Genomic DNA, 21,495 nt, shown 5'->3' with positions numbered 1-21,495 from the left:
ACGATCCAACGCCGTGGGGGAACGCGGCGTCAACAGACCGCGTGTCAGAAGATGGCCAAGGCTGTCGGGCCCCGGCTCCCGGGCGCACACGGAGCAGCCGCAGGCGTGCGTGCAGGGACGCTCCTCACGGTGGCTGGACACGACAACGCCCCCCGACCGAACCCAGGTCAGGGGCCCTTCTCGATGCTCTCAGCGTGGAGGCGGTGGGAGGTGAACCCCGGTTGTGCACGAAGGAGCCCTCCGCCCGCCGAATTCCCGCGGGCAGCGGGCTCCTTCGTGAGGTGCGGCCGACGGGTCAGCCGATGGTGGCGATGCCGTCGGTGGTGACGGTCGGGCGGCCCGAGGTGCCGACCACGACGATCTTCAGGGTGTGCTTGGCGGAGCTGGACCAGGTCTTGGTCCAGATCGCCTGGCGGTAGAGGGTGGTGGAGGACTTCAGGTCCACCGTGGTGACCTTGGCGCCGTCGACGTAGACGTACGCCTGGCCCGAAGTGGAGGCCCGCGAGACGATCCAGGCCACCGAGCGTCCGGTGAAGGTCCAGCTGATCGAGGCCTTGGCGGACGAGGAACTGTAGGAGTAGCCGCCCAGGTAGCTGGTGCCGCTCCGGTGCGTCCAGCTGCCGGCCCGGGTGGTGGAGGTCTCCTGGATGATGTTCGGCGTCCGGTAGACGGAGGCGCCGCGGGTGTTGCCGGCCACGTCGTACGCCTTCAGGGCGAACAGGTCCGAGGCGCCGGGCTTGGCGCTGGTCGGCCAGGAAGTCGCCGTCGGGCCGAAGGTGGCCGCGGCCGGCGAGGTCGCCGTGACCTTGGCGAGTGCCGCGTTGTCGGCGGCCTTCCAGGTCACCGTGACCGGGACCGCGGTGGAGTTCACCGTGCCGGTGCGCACCTGCACGCCGGGAGCGGTCGGGAAGGTCGGCGCGGTCGTGTCACCGACCAGGGCGGCCGAGCCGGACAGCGTGGTCGCCCCACGGACGTGGGTCGCGCGGACCTGGACGGTGTGGCTTCCGGAGGCGACCGAGATCGAGGTGGAGCGGGCGGAGCCGGAGGTGTGAGCCACGGCCTTTCCGTCGACCAGGACGTCGAACCCGGAGATCACCGCGGACGGCGTGGAGGTCGTCCAGCTCACCGTGGCCGAGCCCTTGGTGTAGTAGCTCGTCCCGGACTTGACCGCGCCGCCCGCGAGCCCGGTGACGGAGACGGCGCCGACCGGGCCGGACGCGTAGGAGCGGATGGTGCCCAGGGCGCTGTAGAGCTGGTTGCCGGGGCAGTCGGTGGCGAAGCCGTTGCGGTGCCCGGAGACGACGTTGAACGTGTAGTCCTTGCCCGGGGTGAAGCCGGAGCTGTCGGAGGAGCCCTCGGGCAGCGAGGCGGTGGCGGTGGCGGGATCCACGCCCGTCATGCCGAACTTCCACGCCGCGATCCGGGCGATGGAGCTCAGCAGGGCCGTGCTCGGCGTGGCTCCGGTGTAGGTGGTCTCCTGGGAGTCGCCGCCGCTGAGGTCGGTGTAGGTGCCGATGGCGGCCACGCCCATGCTGTTGGTGTTGAACCCGTAGGTCTGGGCGCCCACGACCGGCAGCGCCGTCCCGCCGAAGCGGCCCTCGAAGATGGTGCCGCACTTGTCGACCAGGAAGTTGTAGCCGATGTCGCGCCAGCCCTGGCTGAGGTGTGCGGCGTAGAGGCTGCGCACGATCGCGGGCGAGTCGGCGCAGGAGTAGTCGTTGGGGGTGTCGGTGTGGTGGACGAACATCACCTTCACCGCCGATCCGTACGACGGGTAGCCGGTCTCGCGGGCGCACTCGTCCGCGCCCCAGCCGGACCGGGTGACCACAGTCGGCGGTGCCACCGTCGAGGTGGTCGCGGCCGGCATCGGGTCCGGCGGGGTCGGCGACGCGGACGCGGAGGGGCTGCTGGAGGAGGCCGTGCAGGACGGGTACGCCTCGGACGGCGACGGAAGCTGGCTGGGCGACGTCGGGGACGCGCTGGGTGAGGCGGCTGCGGAGGTTCCGGTGGACGGCGCGACGGATGTCGAGTCCGTGGCCGTGGGAGTGTCCGTGGGCGAGGCGGAGTCCGTCGCGGTCGGAGTCCCCGAAGTGTCGCTGCCTGCTGTGGCCGTTGCGGTGTCGGTGGGGGCGACGCTGTCCGTCGGCGTCGCGGTGTCGGTGGCCGTAGCGTCCATGGCGTATCCCGCCAGGCCCATGCCGGAACCCTGCGTCGCGCCGGTGGCGGGCTTGCCCGGGTCGACCAGGTCCACCCGCAGCCCGGCGGGCAACGCGGTCGCCTTGCCCGCGCCGGTCGCACGGACCTGGATTCCGGCCGACGGCCCCGCCCACATGGGCGACATCCCACCCCGCACACCGGCACGGTTCAGCTCGGCGGCGTCGGGGATGTCGTCCGGCTGCTGCATCTTCAGCCACGACGTCCAGTGGCCGCTGACGGCGGAACGGGTCCGCACCTCCACCGTGCCGCGCAACGTGGCGTGCGCGCCGTTCCAGGTGACACCCACCATGCTGAACGGTGCGGTGGCCTGGGCCCCCAGCGTCTTGAGCGACGCACTGGCCCCGGTCAGGGACAGCGAGTGGACATGCGTCCTGATCGGTCCCCGCGCGGCCGACGCTCCGGCACTGCCTCCCGATCCGGCCATCGCGACGGTCGCCACAGCCACGCCGCCCCCGGCGACGACCGCCCCCAGCGCCAGCCACGTGCGCGTTTTCAGGCCGGCTCTACGACGACCGCGTCGAACCCTGTGTTCAGTTCTCATGCCCCACCCTTGAAGACCAGTTGTGGCTGTCGTCGCAGCCATTGCAGGGCACAGCTGTCTCAGGATGCCCCAGGACTACCAGCGCGCCCGGTCGTTTCGGCGTCACAGGTCCCGAACCCGGGCAGGGGCGGCGGACGCACGCCGAGGGCGACTGTCGGTGCGTGACCCGGACGACCGGATCAGCCGCGCCGGGAGCACCCATCTCCTTGCGGGGCGTGCCCCTTGCCTGCCGGATCCCGCGGGCCGCACCGGGAGCAGCGAGGACCGGGCCGAACCATCCGACTCGCGCGCCGGTCAAGGACTTCGACGTCTTCCCCGCTCGCGATGGACCGGGCGATACGCGGCGCCGCACGACGACCGGGGCGAGCCTGAAGACATCTGCTCCCGGGGCCGCTCGCGCGATGGAGGCACCAGGAATCCGGGGGGCACCTGACGTCTGCCCCTGACATCGACGAGGACCGTCTTCGAGCCGCTCTGAGTGCCCCGCTCCCTCTTTCATAAACAAGGCGTCAGCCGCGAATGAAGGAAACACCGCAGGGAAACCGGGGTGCAGGAGGTTGATAACAATGGTTCCCCTGCTACTCGTACTGCTTCTTGCGCTCATCCTGTTCGGTGCCGGTTTCGCTATCAAGATCCTTTGGTGGGTCGCGGTCGTCGTTCTGGTGCTGTGGCTCCTCGGCTTCGTGATGCGCTCCAACACCGCCGGCGGCGGCCGAGGCCGCTGGTACCGATGGTGACCTGATCGCGCACCTGCTCCCCACCCCGTGAAGGGCCCGGCCGTACCATCGCCGGGCCCTTCGCATGTACACATGCAGAGCGGCCCTCAGCGGCGTCGAAGCGCACAGGCATCCACGTTGCTCGGGCGAGTCACACTTGGATAACGGGGTATGCGGGCTTTGTCGAGGGCGGGTTGCGGCCGCGCGAAGGAACCAGCGCAACCTCCCGCCGTAGACCTGCCCTCGGCCTCACCCCGGCCGGCCCCCTCCGCCCGCCGGTCGCGTCCGGCTGAACACCTGGGAAATACTTCTCTTCGGTAGATGTCGAGTCTTCGGTAGATGTCGAGGTCAGACCACGGACATCGGGGCAGCGAGGGAATCCTGCCCCCTTTCCAGGTAGACGGCGCACTTCTCGGGTACGCGCAGCAGTACAACATTTGCCCGACGGCAATGATGTGGTCACGCCCCTGGGAGAGACATGACGACGCCTCTGGACACCCGCTTCCCTGAGTCCTCGCGGGCCGCCAGGCTTGCAGGACGGTACGAGCTGGGGGAGCTTCTGGGGTCCGGCGGTGCCGCCGACGTCTATCGCGGAACGGACCTGCGGCTCGGCCGTCCGGTGGCCGTCAAGGTGTTCCGGCCGGGGACCGCCACGGGCCTGAAGGACCGGTTCGAGGACGAAGCCCTGGTACTGGCCCGCCTGCAGCATCCGGGGCTGGTCACCGTCTTCGACGTCGGCCGCCACGACGGGCAGGCCTTTCTCGTCGTGCAGCTGATCGAGGGCGGCGACCTGCGCGGGCGCATCAATGCCTCGGCCATGGCCGTCCCTGCGGTGGTCGAGCTCGGGAGCCGCTTGGCCGAGGCGCTCGGGCACGTGCACGGGGCGGGAATCCTGCACCGCGACGTCAAGCCGTCCAACATCCTGCTGGACGTGCAGGACCGGCCCTACCTCACCGACTTCGGCATCTCCCGGCCGATCGACGCCACCGCGTCCACGCAGGCGGGCGGCCTCGTCGGAACCGCCGCCTACCTGTCCCCCGAGCAGGTGACCGGACGTCGCGTCGAGCAGAGGGCCGACATCTATGCTCTCGGTCTCGTACTGCTGGAGTGCCTGAAGGGCCGGCTGGAGTACGAGGGCACTCCGATGGAGTCGGCGGTCGCCAGGCTGCACCGCGCGCCTCGGATACCGAGGCGGCTTCCGCCGGAACTGCGCGACCTCCTGGGCTCCATGACCGCGATGGAGGCAGCGGACCGGCCCGACGCGCAGACCTGCGCGGCCGTCCTGGCGCGGTTGCAGCGGAACGAGGGAGCTGCCTCCGCCTCGATGCCGGCGGGCGGCGTCCCCGACGCCACGCAGCCCGACTCCGAGTGCGGCACCCGGCGCGAGGAGAGCCGATGGGCCTCCCGACACCGCGGCAGGACGCTCGCAGCAGCCGGAGCTGTGGTCGCGGCGACGGCGCTCGGCATGACGGTGCCGACCTGGGGCTCCGGGGCCTCGGCCGACCGGGGACCCGCGGCCACGGCACTGCCCAGCCCTCAGAAGCACTCGGCGTCCGCCGACAGCAGGAAGCGCGAGGCCGGGACCGGCACGGCCGCCCCTGCCCGGAGCAGGGAGCCGGCGCCCTCGGTCACCGCAGGGCCCGAGCACGTGACTCCCGCGGTGCCGGTCCCCCGCCCGACTCGGCTCCCTCGGGCAAGGCAGGCCCGTGGAACCGGTCATCACCACGGCAAGAAGGCCAAGCCCGCCGGTGGCAGGAAATCCGGACCCCACGGCGAACATGCGCCCAGGATCGGGCCGAGGGAGGGGGAGGACGCACCGGGCAAGGGCGGCAGAGGCGGACCTCACCGATAGCGACAGGTGCCAGGTGGCGCAGGACTACTCGGAGCGGAGCATCGAGCGCAGCGGCGACGACGGTGCCGGGACGCGGCACTCGCAGGATGCGTTCCAGGCAGCTTGCGGGACCGGGCGCGGGCCTCCGACATCCGGGCCTGATATCGAGAGCGGCAGATCAACGTGCCTCTCGCCAGCTCGTGCCGGAGGGGGCACGGCCCGCCGGCGCGCGCTGAGCAGCACAGGCCCAACGGGCTGATCGGACTTCATGGACCGGAGGCCACTCCCCACTGCCCCGGATCACGGTCCCGCACCGGTCCGCGTCAGCGCGGCCCCGATCACTCGTGGAGCGCCGGTCCAGGCGCCGACGGCCGCGGGCGGGTCGGCGTACCGGGCGGCGACATCCACTGCAGCACGGCCACGATCCACTGCGCACAGAACACCCGCCCCCGCGGCTACCGTGGGTGCGCGGGGGCTACGGGCCGGGCGCACTCCGGTGAAGGGGGGAACGGGTGCAGAACGAGCGAAGCCGCCCTGATTCGGCGGATCTCGTCGTGGCCGGGTGCGGATGGCTGCTCATCGTGGCGGTGATCTCCCTTCCCGGCCTCCTGCTGAAAGACGGACCGCTGACCGCATCAATGTCCGTGGTGGGCGGGCTGATCGGCTTCCTCCGAGCGCGCAGGAGACTGCACCGCTGACGGGCGTCATCCCTGCCGTGAACCACCCTGGGCAAGCCGGAGGTTCCGGCTCGCCCAGGGCTGAGCGCGGGCGGGCCCGTGAGTGTTGCTGAGACGCAGGGGTGCCCGGTCCCGGCGGCGTCTGCGGAGTCGCCCGCTTCGCCTCCTGTGCGACTCTCAGTGTCCGGCGGCTCCCTCATCGCCTCGTTCAGGTGGTGTCGAAGCTCGCCAGGGCGTGCCTGATCGCTGCGAGGGTCTCTTCGTCGGTGCAGTTGAGCTGTCTGGCTGCGGCCGCGTAGCTGTTCGCGTGCTCCTGGAGCTTCACCTTGGCGTCGGTTGCGGGTGCCGGGGCGATGACCTGGGTGCCGGAGCCTCGGCGGCTCTTGACGAGACCTGCGGCCTCCAGTTCGCGATAGGCCCGCACCACCGTGTTGTTGGCCAGCCCCAGGTCGGAGGCGAGCTGGCGCACGGGTGGGAGCCTGTCTCCCTTCCGCAGTCGGCCGACGGAGATCAGGTCAGCCAGTTGGGCGCGGATCTGCTCGTAGGGCGGCAGCGGGGAAGGGTGGACGACCCTGATGCTCGCATCGCCGGTGCTCATGGCCGCGCCTTGAGGTACACCTGCGGGAGCAGCGCGACGCACAGGCAGTGGCCTGCGGTCACGGCGGAGATGAGGGCGGCGATGACCAGCCCCCACAGCACCGCGATCTTCATCCCGCCCGCACAGGCCAGGCTCAGTACCACGACGCCCATGTTCACGGAGACGGCGAAAAGAGGGGCGCAGACGACCACTCCCCAGGCGCCGATCGCGGCCCTGGCCCCCGCGTGGCGCTGGTCGTCGCTTCCGGACCGGGCCGTGATGCGGCGCAGGATCAATGCGCAGGCGGCGGTGCCGAGCATCAGACCGCCGAGAATCGGCCACGCGTAGTACGGGCCGGGCCAGGGCGACAGCAACTGGTCTCCCTCCGGGCAGGTGACGGACAGAGCGCGGCCGGAGTGACCCGCATCGTCCGGCGAGGCCGTCGACACGGCGACGACCAGCAGGGCGACCAGGACGACGGCCTGCCCGGCGACGCCGGCGGTCAGGCCGTGCGGCACGAAGTCCCGTATCCGGCGCGGGGTCGTACTGGCGACTCTCAGCCGGCCGGGTCTCCGATGCGCGACCACGTCGGCCGCGAGCGCGCCCAGCATGACGCACAGGCCGAACGCGGCGAACTCGTAGAGCAGATCCACGTCCGACTCGGAGTCGAACGGGACCAGTGCGTTGACGGCCAGACCCGTCGCCGCGCCGGCCCACCGCACGGGGGTCTCGAGCCATTCCCGCCACGTGTGGTCCCGTCCTGCGACAGCAGGCATGCCGGCCCCTTCCCTCCCACAAGTGCATCAACTGTCTGACACAATTTCCTCCCGCGAGGCGAAGTGTGTCAAGGGGCTGATACGCATGTGGTAGGGGCAAGAGGCCGGTGAGGCGGTTCGGCGTCGGGCTCCACAGTCGGGCCGCAGGCGCACTCGACCGTATGGATGCCTGCGCGTGAGCCGCTGCCCAACGAGCCCCGGCGCCGCGGCTGGAAGATCGCTTGACCGGTCGTCGCGCCGTACGTGAGTGTTCTGCCCATGCCGGCTCCGACCGGGGGGTAGGAGCGGTGCGGGATGGACATGCGTCTCAGGGGGAAGACTTGCGTGATCTCCAGCAGTTGCCGGAATCCGGGTACGCCCACACGGCCGTCTGGGCACTGGCCATCGGTCTCGCTCTGGTCGGCTGCACCGCTCACCGGGACGCCGACTCCCCCGAGGGGCGGGCGGGTCGCGCCGCAAGCACACCGGCCAGAGGCCCCTCCCCCGGGCCGGCGCCGGACGGGACCCACGAACCTCACGCCGCGTCGGTCACCAGAGCTCCGAGGATCTCCGCGGATGGGATCACGCCGCTGGCGTCCGGCGCCGACGTCGCAGGGGACGGCCTGTATCCGATCCCTGGCGGGATCCACGCGGGCAAAACCCTTGCGATTGCCGTCAATTGTCAGGGTCCGGGCCGCCTCACCGTTGAGGTGGAACCGACGAACACGTCCTTTTCCCTCCCTTGCGAAAAGGACAGGGTGACTCCCGCCCTGAACGAGATCCCCATGGCCCAGGCCCGGGCTTCCAGCTCCCTGCGGTTCACCTCGGACCCCATGGTCACGTGGTCCTTCGCGGTCGGATGGGATCCCGATCCGCCCGAGCGGCACTGACCGTGTCGCCCCGGGCAGCCTCGCCGAAGCCGGCCCCGGCGCCGCGGAGGCCCGGCCGGCGTGACGGCTGGTGCGGTGCCGTGCCCGTCAGTCGGCCGGCGGGTGCCGCGCCGTGACCGTCAGTCGGCCACGCCCAGGTCCTCGCGCATGATCCGGCGCATGGCGGTGAGTGCGGGCTCGGCGGCCTTCAGGTCGGCGAGGGCCCGGTCCGCCGTCTCGCCCTCCCGGGAGTAGCCGCGGTCGATGCGCTTGGCGGTGGCGTCGATCGCGGCCAGGACGGTGTTCACCTCCCGGGACGCCCGGAGCACCGTCTCGGGGACGATCATCTGGGCCTCGGCGTAGCGGTCCCGGTACTCCCGGCGCGCCTGTTCGACCTGGGCCCGGTCGTCGTCGGTGTAGACGCCGTCGCGCAGACGGTGGAGGGCGTCCTTCAGCATGGTGTGGAAGTGGCGGGAGGCGCGGTTCATCGCCGTGTACACGGAGCGCCGCTCCTCGAAGAAGCGGCGTGCCGCCTCTGCCCGGCTCTCCTCCGCCTGCCGGCGCTTCGCCGCCCATGTCGTGACCACCGGCGCCAGGAGCGTCCCCAGCACTCCCACGACGGCGGTGACCATGGCGGCTGTCGTGGCACCCATGGAGGTGACCCTAGCGGCGGGCGCCGACAACGGGCCCTGAGGCATGCCTCGTTGTGGCAGGGGCGCTCAACCGCCTTCCGGGGGAGCCGTTCGTCCCGCTCGGGCGAGTGCCGCCTCGGCCTGCTCGGCCATGGCGGCGACGAGGTCCGCCGCGGGCGGCAGATCGGCGACGAGGTCGACGGCCTCGCCGGCCCAGACCGGCAGGGGCGGTACCTCGCCGCGGCCCACGTCCTCCTCGTAGGCCGCCCGGGCCTGCGGGTCCGCGGCCAGTTCCGCCTCCCGGCCCCGCCAGCGGTCGAGGTGACGGTGGCCCAGGGTGCGGGCGGTGTACCGGGAGGGCCAGGCGGAGCCGCGGACGATGTCCAGGACGCGGCTGCGCTCGGTGTCCTCGCCGCGCCCCTCGACGAGCGCGGCGGCGGTCGAGGGGTGGACCAGGGCTTCGGCCGTGGCCTGGAGGCGGGTGCCGACGACGGCGCCCTCGGCCCCCAGGGCGAGCGCGGCCGCCAGTCCGCGTCCGTCGGCGATCCCGCCGGCCGCCAGCACCGGCACGGGGTGCGCCAGGTCCACGACCAGCGGTACGAAGGGCAGGGTGGACCTGCCGTGCCGGGCTCCGTGTCCGCCGCTCTCGGTGCCCTGGGCCACGATCACGTCGGCGCCCAGGTCGACGGCCTGCCGGGCCTCCTCCAGGTCGGTGACCTGGACGATGAGCGCCGCGCCGGCCCGGCGGACGCGTTCGGCGTACGCGCTCGGGTCGCCGAAGGAGAACATCACCGCCGCGGGTTCGTACTCCAGGGCCCGCTCCACCGCGCGGGCGTCGATCTGCCAGGTCAGGAGGCCGACGCCCCATGGCCGGTCGGTGCCCTGGGTGATGAGGGGCACTTCACGGGCCAGCCAGTCCGGGGCGCCGTTGCCGGAGCCCAGCAGCCCGAGGCCGCCGCCGCGTGAGACGGCCGCCGTCAGTGCACCGCCGGCGGATCCGCCCATGGGGGCGAGCGCGATCGGATGCCGTACACCGAACAGCTTCGTGAACGCGGTCGACAAGGTCATGGCCGTCATCATGGCCCCGGTGGGGCCGCGGGGGTACACCTCACGGCCCCGGCCTCCCCGAGGGCCCGGCGGCCGGGCGGTCCGGCGGGCCCTCGGGGAGGCCGGGCGGCCGGCGCCGGGCCGGGGAAGCCCCGCCTCCCCGGGCCCCGGTCGGGCACGTACCCCCGCGCGGGCACGGCCGTCAGGCCCGCGCCTCGGCCGCCGCCTGCTGGTGGGCCGGCTGCGCGACGACGGGACGGCGGCGGGACGGCAGGCCGAGGTTCGGGTTGGCGACGCCCCAGGCCGCGCCCTTGCAGACGACTTCCTTGTAGCCGGCGGCGAGACGTCCCGTCAGGGCCGCGCCGACCGCGCGGTCGTCGGCGGTGACGTACTGGATGAGGCCCTCCCTGCGGCCCAGGGAGATGCACTGGTTGAAGTAGCGCAGCGGCACCCTGGGGAGCTTGCCGCCGGTCAGACGGGCGGCGATGACGCCGGCGGCCAGCCAGGCCATGGGGGTGCCCGACGCGCAGGACATCCGCAGCGGCTTGCCGCCGGGGCCGGTCGCCAGCGCCGCGTCGCCCACGGCGTAGACGTCCGGGTGCGAGACGGACCGCATGGTCCTGTCGACCACGATCCGGCCGGTGCCGGACACCTCCAGGGTGGTGGCCCGCGCGATCGGGTGGACGGCGAAGCCCGTGGTCCACACGGTGACCTCCGCGGGAATCGACGCGCCGTCGGCGGTGGTGACGCGGTCGGCCTCCACGGCGGTGACCGCGGTGTCCTCGTACACGGTGATGCCGAGCCGGTCGACGACCTTCCGAAGGTGCCGGCGGCCCTTGGGCGACAGCCAGTCGCCGAGGCCGCCGCGGGCGGCGAGGGCGACGTCGAGGTCCGGGCGGGCCTCGGCGATCTCGGTCACGGCCTCCAGGCCGGTGAGACCGCCGCCGACCACGACCACGGACGCCCCGGCCCCGAGGCCGGCCAGCCGCTCGCGCAGCCGGAGCGCCCCGGGGCGGCCGGCGATCTCGTGGGCGTGTTCGGCGACGCCGGGGACGGCCTGGTCGTTCCACGCGCTGCCGAGGGCGTAGACGAGGGTGTCGTACGGCAGTTCCCCGGTGCCGTCCGCGCCGGTCAGGGCGACGCTCCTGCGGTCGGCGTCGACGCCGGTGACCCGGGCCTGCCGGAACGCGACGCCGGTGCCCACGAACATCGCGCCGAGGGGCCGGGGTTCGAGGGTCTGGCCGGTCGCGAGCTGGTGCAGCCGGACGCGCTCGACGAAGTCGGGTTCGGCGTTGACGAGGGTGATGGCGGCGTCCTCGCGGCGCAGCCGCCTGGCGAGGCGTCCGGCGGTGACGGCTCCGGCGTATCCGGCTCCGAGGACGACGATGCGGTGCTGCATGTCCGGGCTCCTGTCTCGATCGGGTTCGCCCCTTGAACCGGGCGGCCCGCCGTTCCCTGACAGGAGTCGGATGTGAAGCAGCTCACAACGTGTCGGGAGGGGGTCAGAAGGCGTGGAGCAGGGGGTCTCCGTGGTCGGAGGCACCCCACCGCCGGTTCGCGCGTGCGAGCTTGTCGGGGTTGACCTGGTTGCGGAACGCGGCGATGCCCTCGGCGGTGATCTCCAGGCACATGACGCCGACGACCCGGCCGTCGACGACCGCGACGAGGGCGGGGCCGCCGTTGGCGGTCGTGATCCAGATGCCGGGCGAGCCGCCGGCCAGGGCGCGCTTGGCCCGGCTCGGCTTGAACAGGCCGCGCATGAACGTCGCGACCGCGAGGGCGCCCTCGAACGCCTTGGCGCGGGCCGGGACCTTCCCGCCGCCGTCGCCGATCGCGACGGCGTCCCCGGTGAGCAGCCGCACGAGCGGCTCGGTCCGGCCGCTGGTGGCGGCCGCGAGGAACTCCTCGACGATCCGCCGGGCGGCGTCGCGGTCGATCTCGGTGCGGGCGCGGCCGTCCGCGACGTGCTTCCGGGCGCGGTGGAGGATCTGCTGGCTGGCGGTCTCGGTGATGTCGAGGATCTCGGCGATCTCCCGGTGCGGGTAGGCGAAGGCCTCCCGCAGCACGTAGACCGCGCGTTCACCGGGCGACAGGCGCTCCAGGAGGGCGAGGACCGCGAAGGAGACCGACTCGCGCTGTTCGGCGGTGTCGGCGGGGCCGAGCATCGGGTCTCCGGCGAGCAGCGGCTCGGGGAGCCACTGGCCGACGTACGTCTCGCGCCGCGCGCGGGCCGAGGTGAGCTGGTTCAGGCACAGGTTGGTGAGCACCTTGGTCAGCCAGGCCTCGGGGACCTCGATCCGGTCGACGTCTGCGGCCTGCCAGCGCAGGAACGTCTCCTGCACGGCGTCCTCGGCCTCGCTCGCGGAGCCGAGCAGGCGGTAGGCGATGGCCTCCAGGCGGCCCCTGGATGCCTCGAACCGGTCCACGTCGCTCATGGTCAGGGCCATGGCCCGGATCCTAGCGGGGGTGGGGCGGGAGGGCCGCCGGATTACGCGGGCCTCCCGGGGCGGTGCCCGGGGCGGTCCTTCCGGGTGGGCGCGGTGCACGGAGGGCGTCCCGCGGGCGGTACACGGGGCGGCTCCCTCCCAGGGGCGCTGCGGCGGCTCTGCTCCGGCCTCTGCCGTGCCCCGGCGGCACCGGGAGGTCGACCGCTCGACCGACCGTCACTTTCCCGCGCAGCGGGGCCGCGGGGCGGTCGGGCGTCGCCCCCACCACCCGCGGGCGTCCTCGGGGGGCGCCGGGCCGCCGGGGATCAGGTCCGTGGCGAGGGGCGCAGGGACGACGTGGTGCGTCCGGTGCGGTCGCGGAGCAGGACGCGCAGGGTGTTGGCGTGCTCGTAGCCGACCCTGCGGGCGATCGCCTCCAGCGGGAGGCCGGTGGTGCGCAGCAGGTGGGAGGCGCGTTCGACCCGCAGGTCCTGCACGAAGCGGACCGGTGAGGTGCCGAGGACGCGCTGGACCGTGCGCTGCAGGGTCCGCTCGCTGACGCCCACGGCGCGGGCCGCTTCCGGGATGCTGATCGGGTCGGCGAGGCGTTCGCGGGCCCAGCGCTCGAAGGCCGCGACCGTCGGGTCGCTCTGCGCCAGGGCGCTGGGGATGGTGTACGCGGACTGCGACGGGCGTTCGTCGACGACGAGGTAGCGGGCGACGAGGTCGGCCGCGGCCGGGCTGGCCGACCGTACGACCGCCAGGGCGAGGTCGACGTGCCCGAAGGCGGCCCCCGCGGTGGTGACGTCGCCGGACGACACCACCATCCGGCTCTGGTCGAGCCGCACGGCGGGATACCAGGCGCGGAAGACCGGCGCGAGCCACCAGCTCGTGGTCGCCCGGCGGCCGTCCAGCGCCCCCGCCTCCGCGAGCAGGAAGGTGCCGGTGCACGCCGACGCGACCGGGGTGCCGCGGGCCCGCGTACGGGCGATCAGGTCCCGGACCGGGAGCGACGCCTCGCCGGCGACGTGGTCCAGGAGGGCCGGGGGACGGCGTTCGGCCAGGGCGGGGACGATCAGCAGGTCGGCGCGCTCCGCGCGGTCGGTGGGCTCGGTCGCGACGAGGTGCCCGGCGCCGGTGCGCACCTGGGGGCGGAAGCCGATCCTCGTCACGTTCCAGACGGGTGGGTCCGCGAGCTCCCCGCCCATCGCGCCGGCGGCGTCGAGCACGTCCAGGACCGCCGCCAGCCCCGAGTCGAACACCCCGTCGTACACGAGAACCGCCACGTCCATGACGGAAACCCTATCAAGGGAGTCGTTTCTGCCACTGCCGCATCCGAGGGCCGGCGCCGTACGTTCGCCGTGTGCCGGGCAGTCCGGCACGTGCAGGACGACGAGCAGTCGACGAGCAGGGGAGAGACCCGCAGTGAGCACGATGAGGATCGGTCTGCTGGCACGCATCGAGGCCAGGCCGGAACACGCCGACGCGGTCGCGGCGATGCTGCGCGACGCGGCGCAGCTGGCGGAGCAGGAGCAGCACACGGTCGCCTGGTTCGCGTTCCGCCAGGACGAGACCACCTTCGGCGTCTTCGACACCTTCGCCGACGAGGAGGGGCGTCAGGAGCACCTGCGCGGCCGGATCGCCGAGGCGCTGATGGGCGCGGCGGAGACGATGCTCAGCTCTCCTCCGGTCATCACGCCCGTGGACCTGCTGGGCTCGAAGGTCTCCTGATGGCCGCGGCCCACGACGCCGGCGCGCCGGAACCCGGGGACATACGCTCCCGGACGCACACCTGGCGGCCGCCCGTCCCCTGGTCGGAGGCCGGGGACCGGTCGGGTTCCGAACTGCTGCAGGGGATCCTGAAGGGCGAGCTGCCGGAGCCGCCCATCGGCGGGACGCTCGGGTTCCGGCTGGTGGCGGCCGACGAGGGCCGGGCGGTCTTCGAGGGCGAGCCCGGCGAGCACCTGCTGAATCCGATGGGCACCGTGCACGGGGGCTTCCTGGCCACGCTGCTCGACTCCGCCCTGGGCAGCGCGATCGCGACCGTGCTGCCCAGGGGCCGGGTCTACACGACGACGCAACTCGGCGTGCACCTGGTCCGCCCGGTCCTGCCGCACACACCGCTCCTGCGGTGCGAGGGCCACGCCGTCCACGTGGGCCGGACCACGGCCACCGCGGAGGCCCGGGTCGTCGGCGCGACCGACGGCAAGCTGTACGCCCACGGGAGCACGACCTGCGCGATCCTCACCCCGGTGCCGCCGGGAGACCGGGGGCGATAGGCGCGGGCGCACCGCCACGGCGTCCGGAAGGCCGCCCACGGCCGCACGGGACGCACGCGGACGCACGGGACGCACGGGACGCGCACCGAGGGGGTGGCCGCCGGACGGGGCGGCCGCCCCCTCGGGTGTACCCGCGGGCGTGCTGGTCCCCGGCAGAGCGCGGTCGGCCGGGGATACTCGGGGCCATGGTCGGTTCGGTGTCCGTGGGGGCGGTCGGGGGACGGGGTCTCGTGACCCGGGGGTCGCATGCTGCCCGGTGAGGAGCGGCGGCGGCTCGTCGCGGACGTGCTCGCGGTGGGCGCGCCGTACGGCCTGGTGCTCGCCGGCGGGCAGGCCGTGCAGGCGCTCGGGCTGGTGGACCGGCCGGGCCGTGAGCTGGAGGTCGCCACGGAGAGCCCGGCGGAGACCGGGGAGATCGTCGCCGCGGTGCGCGCCGGGCTGGAGGCGCGCGGGTGGGGCGTGCGGGTGGCGGAGGCCGAGCCGCTGGGCGCTCTGCTGGCCGTCACCGAACCGGTGACCGGCGAGGAGTGCGCGGTGCAGGTGGTCAAGGAGGTGCTGTGGCGGCCGGCGGCCGACACGGAGCTGGGGCCGGCGCTCTCCGAGGAGGACGCGGTCGGCACCCGGGTGCGGGCGCTGGCCGACCAGGGGCTCGCCGCCGATCTCGTCGACGTGCACGCCGTGTCGGACCGGTGGAGCCGCGCGGACCTGGAGGAGCTGGGCCGCCGGCACGCCGGTGGCGTCCTCGACCTCGCCGATCTGCGGGCCCGGCTGGACGGTGCCGAGTGGATCGACGACCGCGAACTGACCGCCTGCGGGCTGGATCCGGCGGCCGTGCCGGGCCTGCGCCGCTGGGCTCAGGAGTGGGCGGACGACATCGGTGAGCGCCTCGCGGAGTCCGAGGCACCCGACGACGGGGGCTGAGGGTCCGTGGGGGAACTGCTGGACCGTCAGGCGATCCGCCGGGGGGCCGCCGGGGATTTCTTGACGCACTCGTGACGCGGCCGGCCGCATCCATCGGGGGCCGTGCCGTGTCCTCCTCCATGTCCCACTGGCATCGGCGCCCGCCGTGCGCGGCCGGCGCCCGCTGAGGAATGGAGTGCCATGGAAGGCACTGTCGTCGGGGTCGTGCTCGTGGCCGTGGTGGTGCTGCTGGTGCTGCGCGCCGGGATGCGGGTGGTCAACCAGGTCGAGCGCGGGGTGGTGTTCCGCTGGGGCAAGGCCCTGCCGGGCGCCCGGCAGCCGGGGATCACCTTCCTGATCCCGTTCGCCGACCGGATGCGCAAGGTGAACGTGCAGGTGATCACCATGCCGGTGCCCACGCAGGAGGGCATCACCAAGGACAACGTCTCGGTGAAGGTCGACGCCGTCGTGTACTTCCGGGTGACCGACCCGCTGCGGGCCGCCATCGAGGTGCAGGACTACGGCTTCGCCGTGGGCCAGGTGGCCCAGTCCTCGCTGCGGTCGATCATCGGCAAGAGCGACCTGGACGATCTGCTCTCCGACCGGGAGCGGCTGCACGAGGGGCTCGCCCTGATGATCGACAGCCCGGCCGCCGGGTGGGGCATCCACATCGACCGGGTGGAGATCAAGGACGTACAGCTGCCGGAGTCCCTGAAGCGCTCGATGTCCCGGCAGGCGGAGGCCGAACGGGAGCGGCGGGCGCGGGTCATCACCGCGGACGGCGAGTTCCAGGCCGCGCAGCAGCTCGCGAACGCCTCGCGCATCATGGCGGACACCCCGGAGGCCATGCAGCTGCGGCTGCTGCAGACGGTGGTGGAGGTCGCCGCGGAGAAGAACTCCACGCTGGTGATGCCGTTCCCGGTGGAGCTGCTGCGGTACTTCGACCGGGCGGCGCAGAACCTGGCCGGCCCGGCGGCCGCACAGGCTCCCGCGCCCGCGGGGACGGAGGCGGCCGTTCCGGACGCGTCCGCGGTGGCCGCCGGATCCGGCGGCGGCGCCGACGCGTCGTGGACGGCTGCGGAGGCGCCGCGGACCGGGTCGGCGCCGGATCCTAGGACGGCGCCGGCCCCGAGGTCGGAGCCGGGGACGGTTCCGGGGCAGGGTGCCGGGACGGAGTCCGGGGCCGCCGGGCGGCCGTAGCCAGCGTCAGCGTCACGGCCGTCGACGCGGCCGCCAGGACCGTCATCGCCGTGGCGGGCGAGGCGAGTTGGGCCACCGAGCCCGCCAGGGTGGCGCTGAGGCCCTGGAGTGCGAGCATGCCGGCGGAGTGCAGTCCGAGGGCGTGGCCGCTGAGGTCGCCGGGGGTGAGGGCCATCAGCCGCTCCTGCTGGACCAGGCTCGCGCCGAAGCCGATGGAGGCGACGGCGGCCAGGGCCGCGGCGAGCGGCAGCGGCGGGCGCAGCGCGAAGCACGCGTAGGGCAGGGCGAGCAGCAGGAGCAGCGGGGTGGCCAGCCGGCGGCGCAGGGCCGGCGGCAGCAGCCGGCCGACGGTCACGTCCCCCGCGAACATGCCGAGGGCCGCGCACGCGAAGAGCGCACCCGCCGCGTCGGGGGCGTAGGACACGTAGAGGGACTCGCAGCCGACGATCAGGCCGTTGGGGAGCCACAGACCCAGGTAGGTGAGGCGGCGGGAACGGTCCGACCACAGCAGGGCGTTGGTGCGCCAGGTCGCGGCGACCGAGGCGCCGCCCCGGGTGCGCGGCGGGCGGCGGACCAGGCCGAGGCGGATCCCGGCGGCCGCGGCCGCGTAGAGCGCGGCGGCCGCGGCGAGGCAGATCCTCGGCGAGAGGGCGGCCACCAGCAGGCCGCCGGTCGCGTAGCCGGTGACCTGCGTGAGCCCGCTCACCATGTTGAAGACCGAACGCCCCAGCAGGTAGCCGTCCTTGGTGAGGATCTCGTTGAGCAGGCCCCAGCGGACGCCGCCGCCGAGGGAGGAGATCAGCCCCTGGGCGAGGACCACGGCGAGGAGCGCGCCCACCGGCAGGGCGGGCAGGGCGAGCAGGGCGGTGGTGGCCGCGAAGGCGAGGGCGATACCGGCGAGGGTCCGGCGCGGCGGGAGGCGGTCGCTGCCGGAGAGGAGGAAGGTCGCGCCGAGCACCTGCGCGAGCGACGGGCCGAACATGCTCAGCGCGGACAGCAGCGGTGAGCCCGTCGCCCGGTACACGAGCGTGCCGAGGGCGAGGCCGCTCACGGTCTGGGCGACGCCCAGGGCGGCCGAGGAGACGAGGAGCGGGGTGAACTCCGGAGTGCGGAACAGGTCCTGATAGCTGCGCATACGCGGAGTCTCGGGCGGCCCGGGAGCGACGGTTATTGTTTCGCGCGTCCGCGAAAGGTCGACGCGGGCGCACGGGGGCCGGCAGGGCCGTGCAGGGTCGGACGAGGGTGTACGGGGCCGTACGGGGAGGGGCCGGGCCGTGGGGTGGTGGCAGGTCAGTGCGGACACGCTCGCCGGGAGCCGCTTCGTGCTCTCCCCGCTCGCGGAGGCCTTCGCGTCGCTCCTGCTGCTGCACCGGGGCACCGGCGGGCACCCCGGTGAGCTGGACTGGCTGCGCGCGCACCTGCCCGCGTATCGGCGGCGGCTCGCGGAGGACCCGGTCACCGCGGCCCTGGTGCGCGCCGGGCTCGGCCGGCACTGGATCGCCGACTTCCTGACGCCGGCGCCCCGGGACGGGGAGGGGTTCGAGGAGGGGGTGGCCCGGGTGCGGGCGGCCGGTCCGGCGGCGGCCCGCGCCCATCTGCGCACCGCGCTGGCCGGGCCGCTGCCTGCCGTGCTGGAGCGGGACGACCTGCCCGAGCGGGCGGCCCGGCTCCTGGAGGACGTCTGGGCGGACGCGGTGCGGCCGTACTGGGAGCGGCGACGGCACCTGCTGGAGGCCGACGTGGTCGCGCGGACCGCACAGGTCAGCCGGGGCGGCTGGGCGGCCGCCCTGGACGCGCTGCGGCCGGGGACGCGGTGGCTCGGCGAGAGCCGGCTGCAGGTCAACCTCCACGAGTACCCGCCGCGGGAGATCTCCGGGGCCCGGCTCATGTTCGTGCCGGTCACCCCGCAGACCGGTTGGGTGTCGTGGGAGGAGCCGCACCGGTACGCCATCGTCTACCCGTGCGCGGGCGTCCTCGCCGGCACCGGGGGGCGGCGGGCCGCCGTGCCCGCGGCGCTCGGCGCGCTGCTGGGGGCCTCCCGGGCCGAGGTGCTGCTGCTGCTGGAGGCCCCGCTGAGCACCACGCAGCTGACGGCGGTGACCGGGCAGGCCCTCGGCTCCGTCGGCCGGCACCTGCGGGTGCTGCTGGACGCGGGGCTGGTGGAGCGGCGGCGGGCGGGCCGCTCCGTGCTGTACGCGCGCACCGCGGCGGGGCGGGCCGTGGTGGCCGCCGCGGGGGGCGCGGCCGGTGCGGGGCCGGGCGGCGGGGGCGCGGCCGGGCGGCGTTAGCATCCGCTCATGACCACAGCAGACAACAACGGATCCGGCCCCCTCGACGTGGAGATCGGCGCCCTCCAGGGCGGGCCCGCGGACCTCGGGCAGTACACGGGGCGACCCGTCCTCATCGTGAACGTGGCGTCCAAGTGCGGGCTGACCCCGCAGTACGCCGGCCTGGAACGGCTGCACGAGCGGTACGCCGGGCAGGGCTTCACCGTGCTCGGGGTGCCGTGCAACCAGTTCCTCGGCCAGGAGCCGGGCACCGCCGGTGAGATCGCCGAGTTCTGCTCGGCCACGTACGGCGTCACCTTCCCGATGACGGAGAAGGTGGAGGTCAACGGGGACGGCCGGCACCCGCTCTACGACCGCCTGGTCGGCTTCGCCGACGCCGAGGGGCACACCGGCGACGTCCGCTGGAACTTCGAGAAGTTCCTGATCGGACGGGACGGCAAGGTCGCCGCCCGCTTCTCCCCGCAGACCGAGCCGGACTCCGCCGGGATCGTCACGGCCGTCGAGGCCCAGCTCGCCTGACCACCGCCCCGGCGGACCCGGCCCGCGGACACCCGCCCGGGTCCGCCGCGGCGGGCCCGGGGGTCACTTCAGCAGTTCGTCGGGGCACGGGGTGCCGCGGGGCAGCTGGTACGGGGCCGCGAGGCGGTAGGTGCCCGCGCGGGGTGCCAGCAGCCGGGTCCAGCGGTCGCCCTTGGCGTCCGGTTCCGTCTCCCGCAGGCAGCCGTTGACGTTGACGTACGTCTTCGGCGCGCCCTCGGCCCGGTGCTTGGAGGCGTCCGTCTCCTGGGGCGGCTTGAGGCTCCTGCCGTGCGCGTCGACCAGGCTCAGCCAGGGCGAGTACGGGATGCGGATGAGGATGCGGCCCGCGGCCCGCACCTCGATGGTCAGCTCGCCCTGCTCGGCGCGGTCGACGACGGCGCCGGGCTCGGCGAGCGGCACCGGGTCGGTCACCCGGTACAGCTGCCAGTTCGCGTCGCCCCAGATCTGCCGCAGGTAGGGCATGCCCCGCAGCACGAGGGCGCGTTCGCGCTCGCCCCCGTCGCCGTCCGGTTCGCCCTTGGGCAGCACCACGTAGTGGACGGCCCAGCGCTGGAGCCACTCGTGGTAGTTCGCCGAGTCGAGGGTGTCGTCGTAGAAGAGCGGGTTGCGCTCCATGTCGGCCTGGCGGTTCCAGCCGCGGGCCAGGTTGACGTACGGCGCGAGGGCCGAGGCCTCGCGGTGGGAGCGGGCCGGGACCACCTCGACGCGGCCCTTCTCGGCGCCGGCCCGCTGGAGCTGGTTGACGAGCGGCGCCAGTTCCCGCGCCCAGGAGGCGGCAGGGGTGGTGTGGACGATGTCGTCGACGGACTTGAAGCCGAGCCAGACCACGAACCCGGCGAACGCGACGACGAGCGCGTACCAGCGGCGCGAGCGCGGGACGGCGAAGGGCACGGCCGCCACCAGGACCACCCCGGCGAACAGCATGGCCAGCCGGGTGATGTTCGACCCGATCTGGGAGCTGATCAGCCAGACCAGGACGACCGACAGTCCGTAGATCCCGGCGGTGATGCGGACCGTCCGCCACTCCTCCGGGACGAGGACCACGCACAGGATCGCGAACAGCAGCGGCAGGATCACCGAGGCGAACGACATCGGCTGGGTGCCGGAGAACGGGAACAGCCAGGCCGAGGCGGCCACCACGGCGGTCGGCGCGAGGCCCAGCGCCCAGGCGCCGGGGCGGCGCCTCTGCAGGAACATCGCGGCCGCGACCAGGCCGACGAACAGGCCGGCGACGGGCGAGGACATGGTGGCGAGCGCGGCCAGCGGCGCGGTCACCAGCGCCTTGGCCCAGCGTTTGTGGCGCCAGCGGTGGGGCCAGCAGAACACGGCGGCGACCGCGCCGAGCGCGAACACGGTGCCGAGGCCGAAGGTGACCCGGCCGGACACCGCGTTGCACAGCAGCCCGAAGACGCCGGCCAGCGCGGCCCACAGCGGGTTGCGCACGGCGCGGCTGCGGATGAGGACCATCGTCAGCAGGCCCGCGGACACCGTCCCCGCGATCATCATCGTGGTGCGGACGCCCAGGACGGACATCAGGTACGGCGAGACCACGCTGTAGGACACCGGGTGCATGCCGCCGTACCAGGCGAGGTTGTACGCCGAGTCGGGGTGGCGGCCGACGAACTCGGCCCAGGCGTCCTGGGCCGCGAGGTCGCCGCCGCTGTTGGCGAAGGTGAAGAACCAGATGACGTGCAGGGCGCCGGCCAGGGCGGTGACGGACAGCGCCGGGTGACGCAGCATCCGCTCGCGGACGGCCAGGACGGCCCGGGCGGTCCGGGACCGGCCGTCCGGCGGGGTGCCGGGGTCGTGCGGGACGCCGGAGCCGGCGGACGTGCCGCCTCCCGTACGGCCGGCCGGGTGAGCGGCGCCGCCGCGGTCACCGTCGGTGCCGGTCGCGGACAGGCGTATTCGCGGGCCGGTACCCGGGCCCGGTTCGGGGTCGTCGGCGCGTGTCGGCTCCGCAGTGGCCACCTGAAGGCACTCCCCGTGTCCCGTCTTCT

Annotated in this window: 20 protein-coding genes; 10 read left to right on the top strand and 10 right to left on the bottom strand. The window is 73.9% G+C overall.

What is annotated here, in order from left to right; genetic code table 11:
- Positions 1–295: 295 nt before the first annotated feature.
- The gene (locus P3H78_RS18380; RefSeq protein ID WP_276110096.1) at positions 296–2,662 is read right to left on the bottom strand and encodes a peptidoglycan recognition protein family protein; all 2,367 of its coding nucleotides are present in this window, start codon (positions 2,660–2,662) and stop codon (positions 296–298) included.
- A gap of 662 nt (positions 2,663–3,324) precedes the next feature.
- On the opposite strand from P3H78_RS18380, the gene P3H78_RS18375 reads away from it, so the two are divergent.
- The 3 genes from P3H78_RS18375 (at position 3,325) to P3H78_RS18365 (ending at position 6,003) form a co-directional block, all read left to right on the top strand.
- The gene (locus P3H78_RS18375) at positions 3,325–3,495 is read left to right on the top strand and encodes a DUF5670 family protein (RefSeq protein ID WP_276110095.1); all 171 of its coding nucleotides are present in this window, start codon (positions 3,325–3,327) and stop codon (positions 3,493–3,495) included.
- Positions 3,496–3,952: 457 nt separating this feature from the next.
- A complete protein-coding gene (locus tag P3H78_RS18370) occupies positions 3,953–5,326 on the top strand; it encodes a serine/threonine-protein kinase (RefSeq protein WP_276110094.1) in 1,374 nt (457 codons plus the stop codon).
- Positions 5,327–5,817: 491 nt separating this feature from the next.
- A complete protein-coding gene (locus tag P3H78_RS18365) occupies positions 5,818–6,003 on the top strand; it encodes a hypothetical protein (protein ID WP_276110092.1) in 186 nt (61 codons plus the stop codon).
- Positions 6,004–6,190: 187 nt separating this feature from the next.
- Here the strand turns inward: P3H78_RS18365 and P3H78_RS18360 are convergent, their stop codons facing one another.
- On the bottom strand, positions 6,191–6,580 hold the full coding sequence (locus P3H78_RS18360; RefSeq protein ID WP_276110091.1) for a GntR family transcriptional regulator: 390 nt from the start codon (positions 6,578–6,580) through the stop codon (positions 6,191–6,193).
- Positions 6,577–7,335, bottom strand: a complete 759-nt coding sequence (locus tag P3H78_RS18355) for a hypothetical protein (RefSeq protein ID WP_276110090.1) — start codon at positions 7,333–7,335, stop codon at positions 6,577–6,579. The genes P3H78_RS18360 and P3H78_RS18355 overlap by 4 nt, the downstream gene beginning before the upstream one ends.
- 737 nt (positions 7,336–8,072) lie before the next feature.
- Between P3H78_RS18355 and P3H78_RS18350 the strand changes: the two genes are divergently transcribed.
- Positions 8,073–8,204 (top strand): hypothetical protein, encoded by a 132-nt coding sequence (locus tag P3H78_RS18350; RefSeq protein ID WP_276110089.1) that lies wholly within the window; start codon positions 8,073–8,075, stop codon positions 8,202–8,204.
- 119 nt (positions 8,205–8,323) lie between these two features.
- On the opposite strand, the gene P3H78_RS18345 is transcribed toward P3H78_RS18350, so the two are convergent.
- The 5 genes from P3H78_RS18345 to P3H78_RS18325 all read right to left on the bottom strand — a co-directional run bounded on the left by P3H78_RS18345 (position 8,324) and on the right by P3H78_RS18325 (position 13,580).
- Positions 8,324–8,836, bottom strand: coding sequence for a hypothetical protein (locus P3H78_RS18345; RefSeq protein WP_276110088.1), 513 nt, complete (start codon positions 8,834–8,836; stop codon positions 8,324–8,326).
- 66 nt (positions 8,837–8,902) lie between these two features.
- The gene (locus P3H78_RS18340) at positions 8,903–9,883 is read right to left on the bottom strand and encodes an NAD(P)H-dependent flavin oxidoreductase (RefSeq protein ID WP_276110087.1); all 981 of its coding nucleotides are present in this window, start codon (positions 9,881–9,883) and stop codon (positions 8,903–8,905) included.
- Positions 9,884–10,064: 181 nt separating this feature from the next.
- Positions 10,065–11,261 carry an NAD(P)/FAD-dependent oxidoreductase gene (locus P3H78_RS18335; protein ID WP_276110086.1) on the bottom strand — a complete coding sequence of 399 codons (1,197 nt, stop codon included), beginning with the start codon at positions 11,259–11,261 and terminating at the stop codon, positions 10,065–10,067.
- 103 nt (positions 11,262–11,364) lie between these two features.
- Positions 11,365–12,309, bottom strand: a complete 945-nt coding sequence (sigJ, locus tag P3H78_RS18330; RefSeq protein ID WP_276110085.1) for an RNA polymerase sigma factor SigJ — start codon at positions 12,307–12,309, stop codon at positions 11,365–11,367.
- A gap of 305 nt (positions 12,310–12,614) precedes the next feature.
- Entirely contained in the window at positions 12,615–13,580 is a 966-nt protein-coding gene (locus P3H78_RS18325) for a GlxA family transcriptional regulator (protein WP_276110084.1), read from the bottom strand.
- Positions 13,581–13,722: 142 nt separating this feature from the next.
- On the opposite strand from P3H78_RS18325, the gene P3H78_RS18320 reads away from it, so the two are divergent.
- From P3H78_RS18320 to P3H78_RS18305, 4 genes are all read left to right on the top strand, one after another.
- Positions 13,723–14,019, top strand: a complete 297-nt coding sequence (locus P3H78_RS18320) for a putative quinol monooxygenase (RefSeq protein ID WP_276110154.1) — start codon at positions 13,723–13,725, stop codon at positions 14,017–14,019.
- A complete protein-coding gene (locus P3H78_RS18315) occupies positions 14,019–14,567 on the top strand; it encodes a PaaI family thioesterase (protein ID WP_276110083.1) in 549 nt (182 codons plus the stop codon). Before P3H78_RS18320 ends, P3H78_RS18315 begins: the two co-directional genes overlap by 1 nt.
- 246 nt (positions 14,568–14,813) lie before the next feature.
- Positions 14,814–15,488: a hypothetical protein gene (locus tag P3H78_RS18310; RefSeq protein ID WP_276110082.1), complete on the top strand. Its 675-nt coding sequence runs from the start codon at positions 14,814–14,816 to the stop codon at positions 15,486–15,488.
- 180 nt (positions 15,489–15,668) lie between these two features.
- Complete coding sequence (locus P3H78_RS18305) at positions 15,669–16,667, top strand: slipin family protein (RefSeq protein WP_276110081.1); 999 nt, start codon at positions 15,669–15,671, stop codon at positions 16,665–16,667.
- Here the strand turns inward: P3H78_RS18305 and P3H78_RS18300 are convergent.
- Positions 16,579–17,802 (bottom strand): MFS transporter, encoded by a 1,224-nt coding sequence (locus tag P3H78_RS18300; protein WP_276110080.1) that lies wholly within the window; start codon positions 17,800–17,802, stop codon positions 16,579–16,581. The genes P3H78_RS18305 and P3H78_RS18300 overlap by 89 nt on opposite strands.
- Before the next feature lie 139 nt (positions 17,803–17,941).
- Between P3H78_RS18300 and P3H78_RS18295 the strand changes: the two genes are divergently transcribed.
- Entirely contained in the window at positions 17,942–18,955 is a 1,014-nt protein-coding gene (locus tag P3H78_RS18295; RefSeq protein ID WP_276110079.1) for an ArsR/SmtB family transcription factor, read from the top strand.
- A gap of 9 nt (positions 18,956–18,964) precedes the next feature.
- Positions 18,965–19,474: a glutathione peroxidase gene (locus P3H78_RS18290; protein ID WP_276110078.1), complete on the top strand. Its 510-nt coding sequence runs from the start codon at positions 18,965–18,967 to the stop codon at positions 19,472–19,474.
- 63 nt (positions 19,475–19,537) lie between these two features.
- On the opposite strand, the gene P3H78_RS18285 is transcribed toward P3H78_RS18290, so the two are convergent.
- Positions 19,538–21,466 carry a DUF8823 domain-containing protein gene (locus P3H78_RS18285; protein ID WP_276110077.1) on the bottom strand — a complete coding sequence of 643 codons (1,929 nt, stop codon included), beginning with the start codon at positions 21,464–21,466 and terminating at the stop codon, positions 19,538–19,540.
- Positions 21,467–21,495: the final 29 nt, after the last annotated feature.

It is taken from the genome of Streptomyces tropicalis, assembly GCF_029269835.1.
In the GTDB taxonomy this organism is placed as follows: Bacteria; Actinomycetota; Actinomycetes; order Streptomycetales; family Streptomycetaceae; genus Streptomyces; species Streptomyces tropicalis.
This window is presented reverse-complemented; position numbering and strand designations above follow the sequence as displayed.

Excerpts from the sequence above, each read along its gene's own strand:
- P3H78_RS18375 (WP_276110095.1), top strand. The coding sequence starts at position 3,325 with ATGGTTCCCCTGCTACTCGTACTGCTTCTTGCGCTCATCCTGTTCGGT.
- P3H78_RS18370 (WP_276110094.1), top strand. The coding sequence starts at position 3,953 with ATGACGACGCCTCTGGACACCCGCTTCCCTGAGTCCTCGCGGGCCGCC.
- P3H78_RS18360 (WP_276110091.1), bottom strand. The coding sequence starts at position 6,580 with ATGAGCACCGGCGATGCGAGCATCAGGGTCGTCCACCCTTCCCCGCTG.
- P3H78_RS18355 (WP_276110090.1), bottom strand. The coding sequence starts at position 7,335 with ATGCCTGCTGTCGCAGGACGGGACCACACGTGGCGGGAATGGCTCGAG.
- P3H78_RS18345 (WP_276110088.1), bottom strand. The coding sequence starts at position 8,836 with ATGGGTGCCACGACAGCCGCCATGGTCACCGCCGTCGTGGGAGTGCTG.
- P3H78_RS18340 (WP_276110087.1), bottom strand. The coding sequence starts at position 9,883 with ATGACCTTGTCGACCGCGTTCACGAAGCTGTTCGGTGTACGGCATCCG.
- P3H78_RS18335 (WP_276110086.1), bottom strand. The coding sequence starts at position 11,261 with ATGCAGCACCGCATCGTCGTCCTCGGAGCCGGATACGCCGGAGCCGTC.
- sigJ (WP_276110085.1), bottom strand. The coding sequence starts at position 12,309 with ATGGCCCTGACCATGAGCGACGTGGACCGGTTCGAGGCATCCAGGGGC.
- P3H78_RS18325 (WP_276110084.1), bottom strand. The coding sequence starts at position 13,580 with ATGGACGTGGCGGTTCTCGTGTACGACGGGGTGTTCGACTCGGGGCTG.
- P3H78_RS18320 (WP_276110154.1), top strand. The coding sequence starts at position 13,723 with ATGAGGATCGGTCTGCTGGCACGCATCGAGGCCAGGCCGGAACACGCC.
- P3H78_RS18315 (WP_276110083.1), top strand. The coding sequence starts at position 14,019 with ATGGCCGCGGCCCACGACGCCGGCGCGCCGGAACCCGGGGACATACGC.
- P3H78_RS18310 (WP_276110082.1), top strand. The coding sequence starts at position 14,814 with ATGCTGCCCGGTGAGGAGCGGCGGCGGCTCGTCGCGGACGTGCTCGCG.
- P3H78_RS18305 (WP_276110081.1), top strand. The coding sequence starts at position 15,669 with ATGGAAGGCACTGTCGTCGGGGTCGTGCTCGTGGCCGTGGTGGTGCTG.
- P3H78_RS18300 (WP_276110080.1), bottom strand. The coding sequence starts at position 17,802 with ATGCGCAGCTATCAGGACCTGTTCCGCACTCCGGAGTTCACCCCGCTC.
- P3H78_RS18290 (WP_276110078.1), top strand. The coding sequence starts at position 18,965 with ATGACCACAGCAGACAACAACGGATCCGGCCCCCTCGACGTGGAGATC.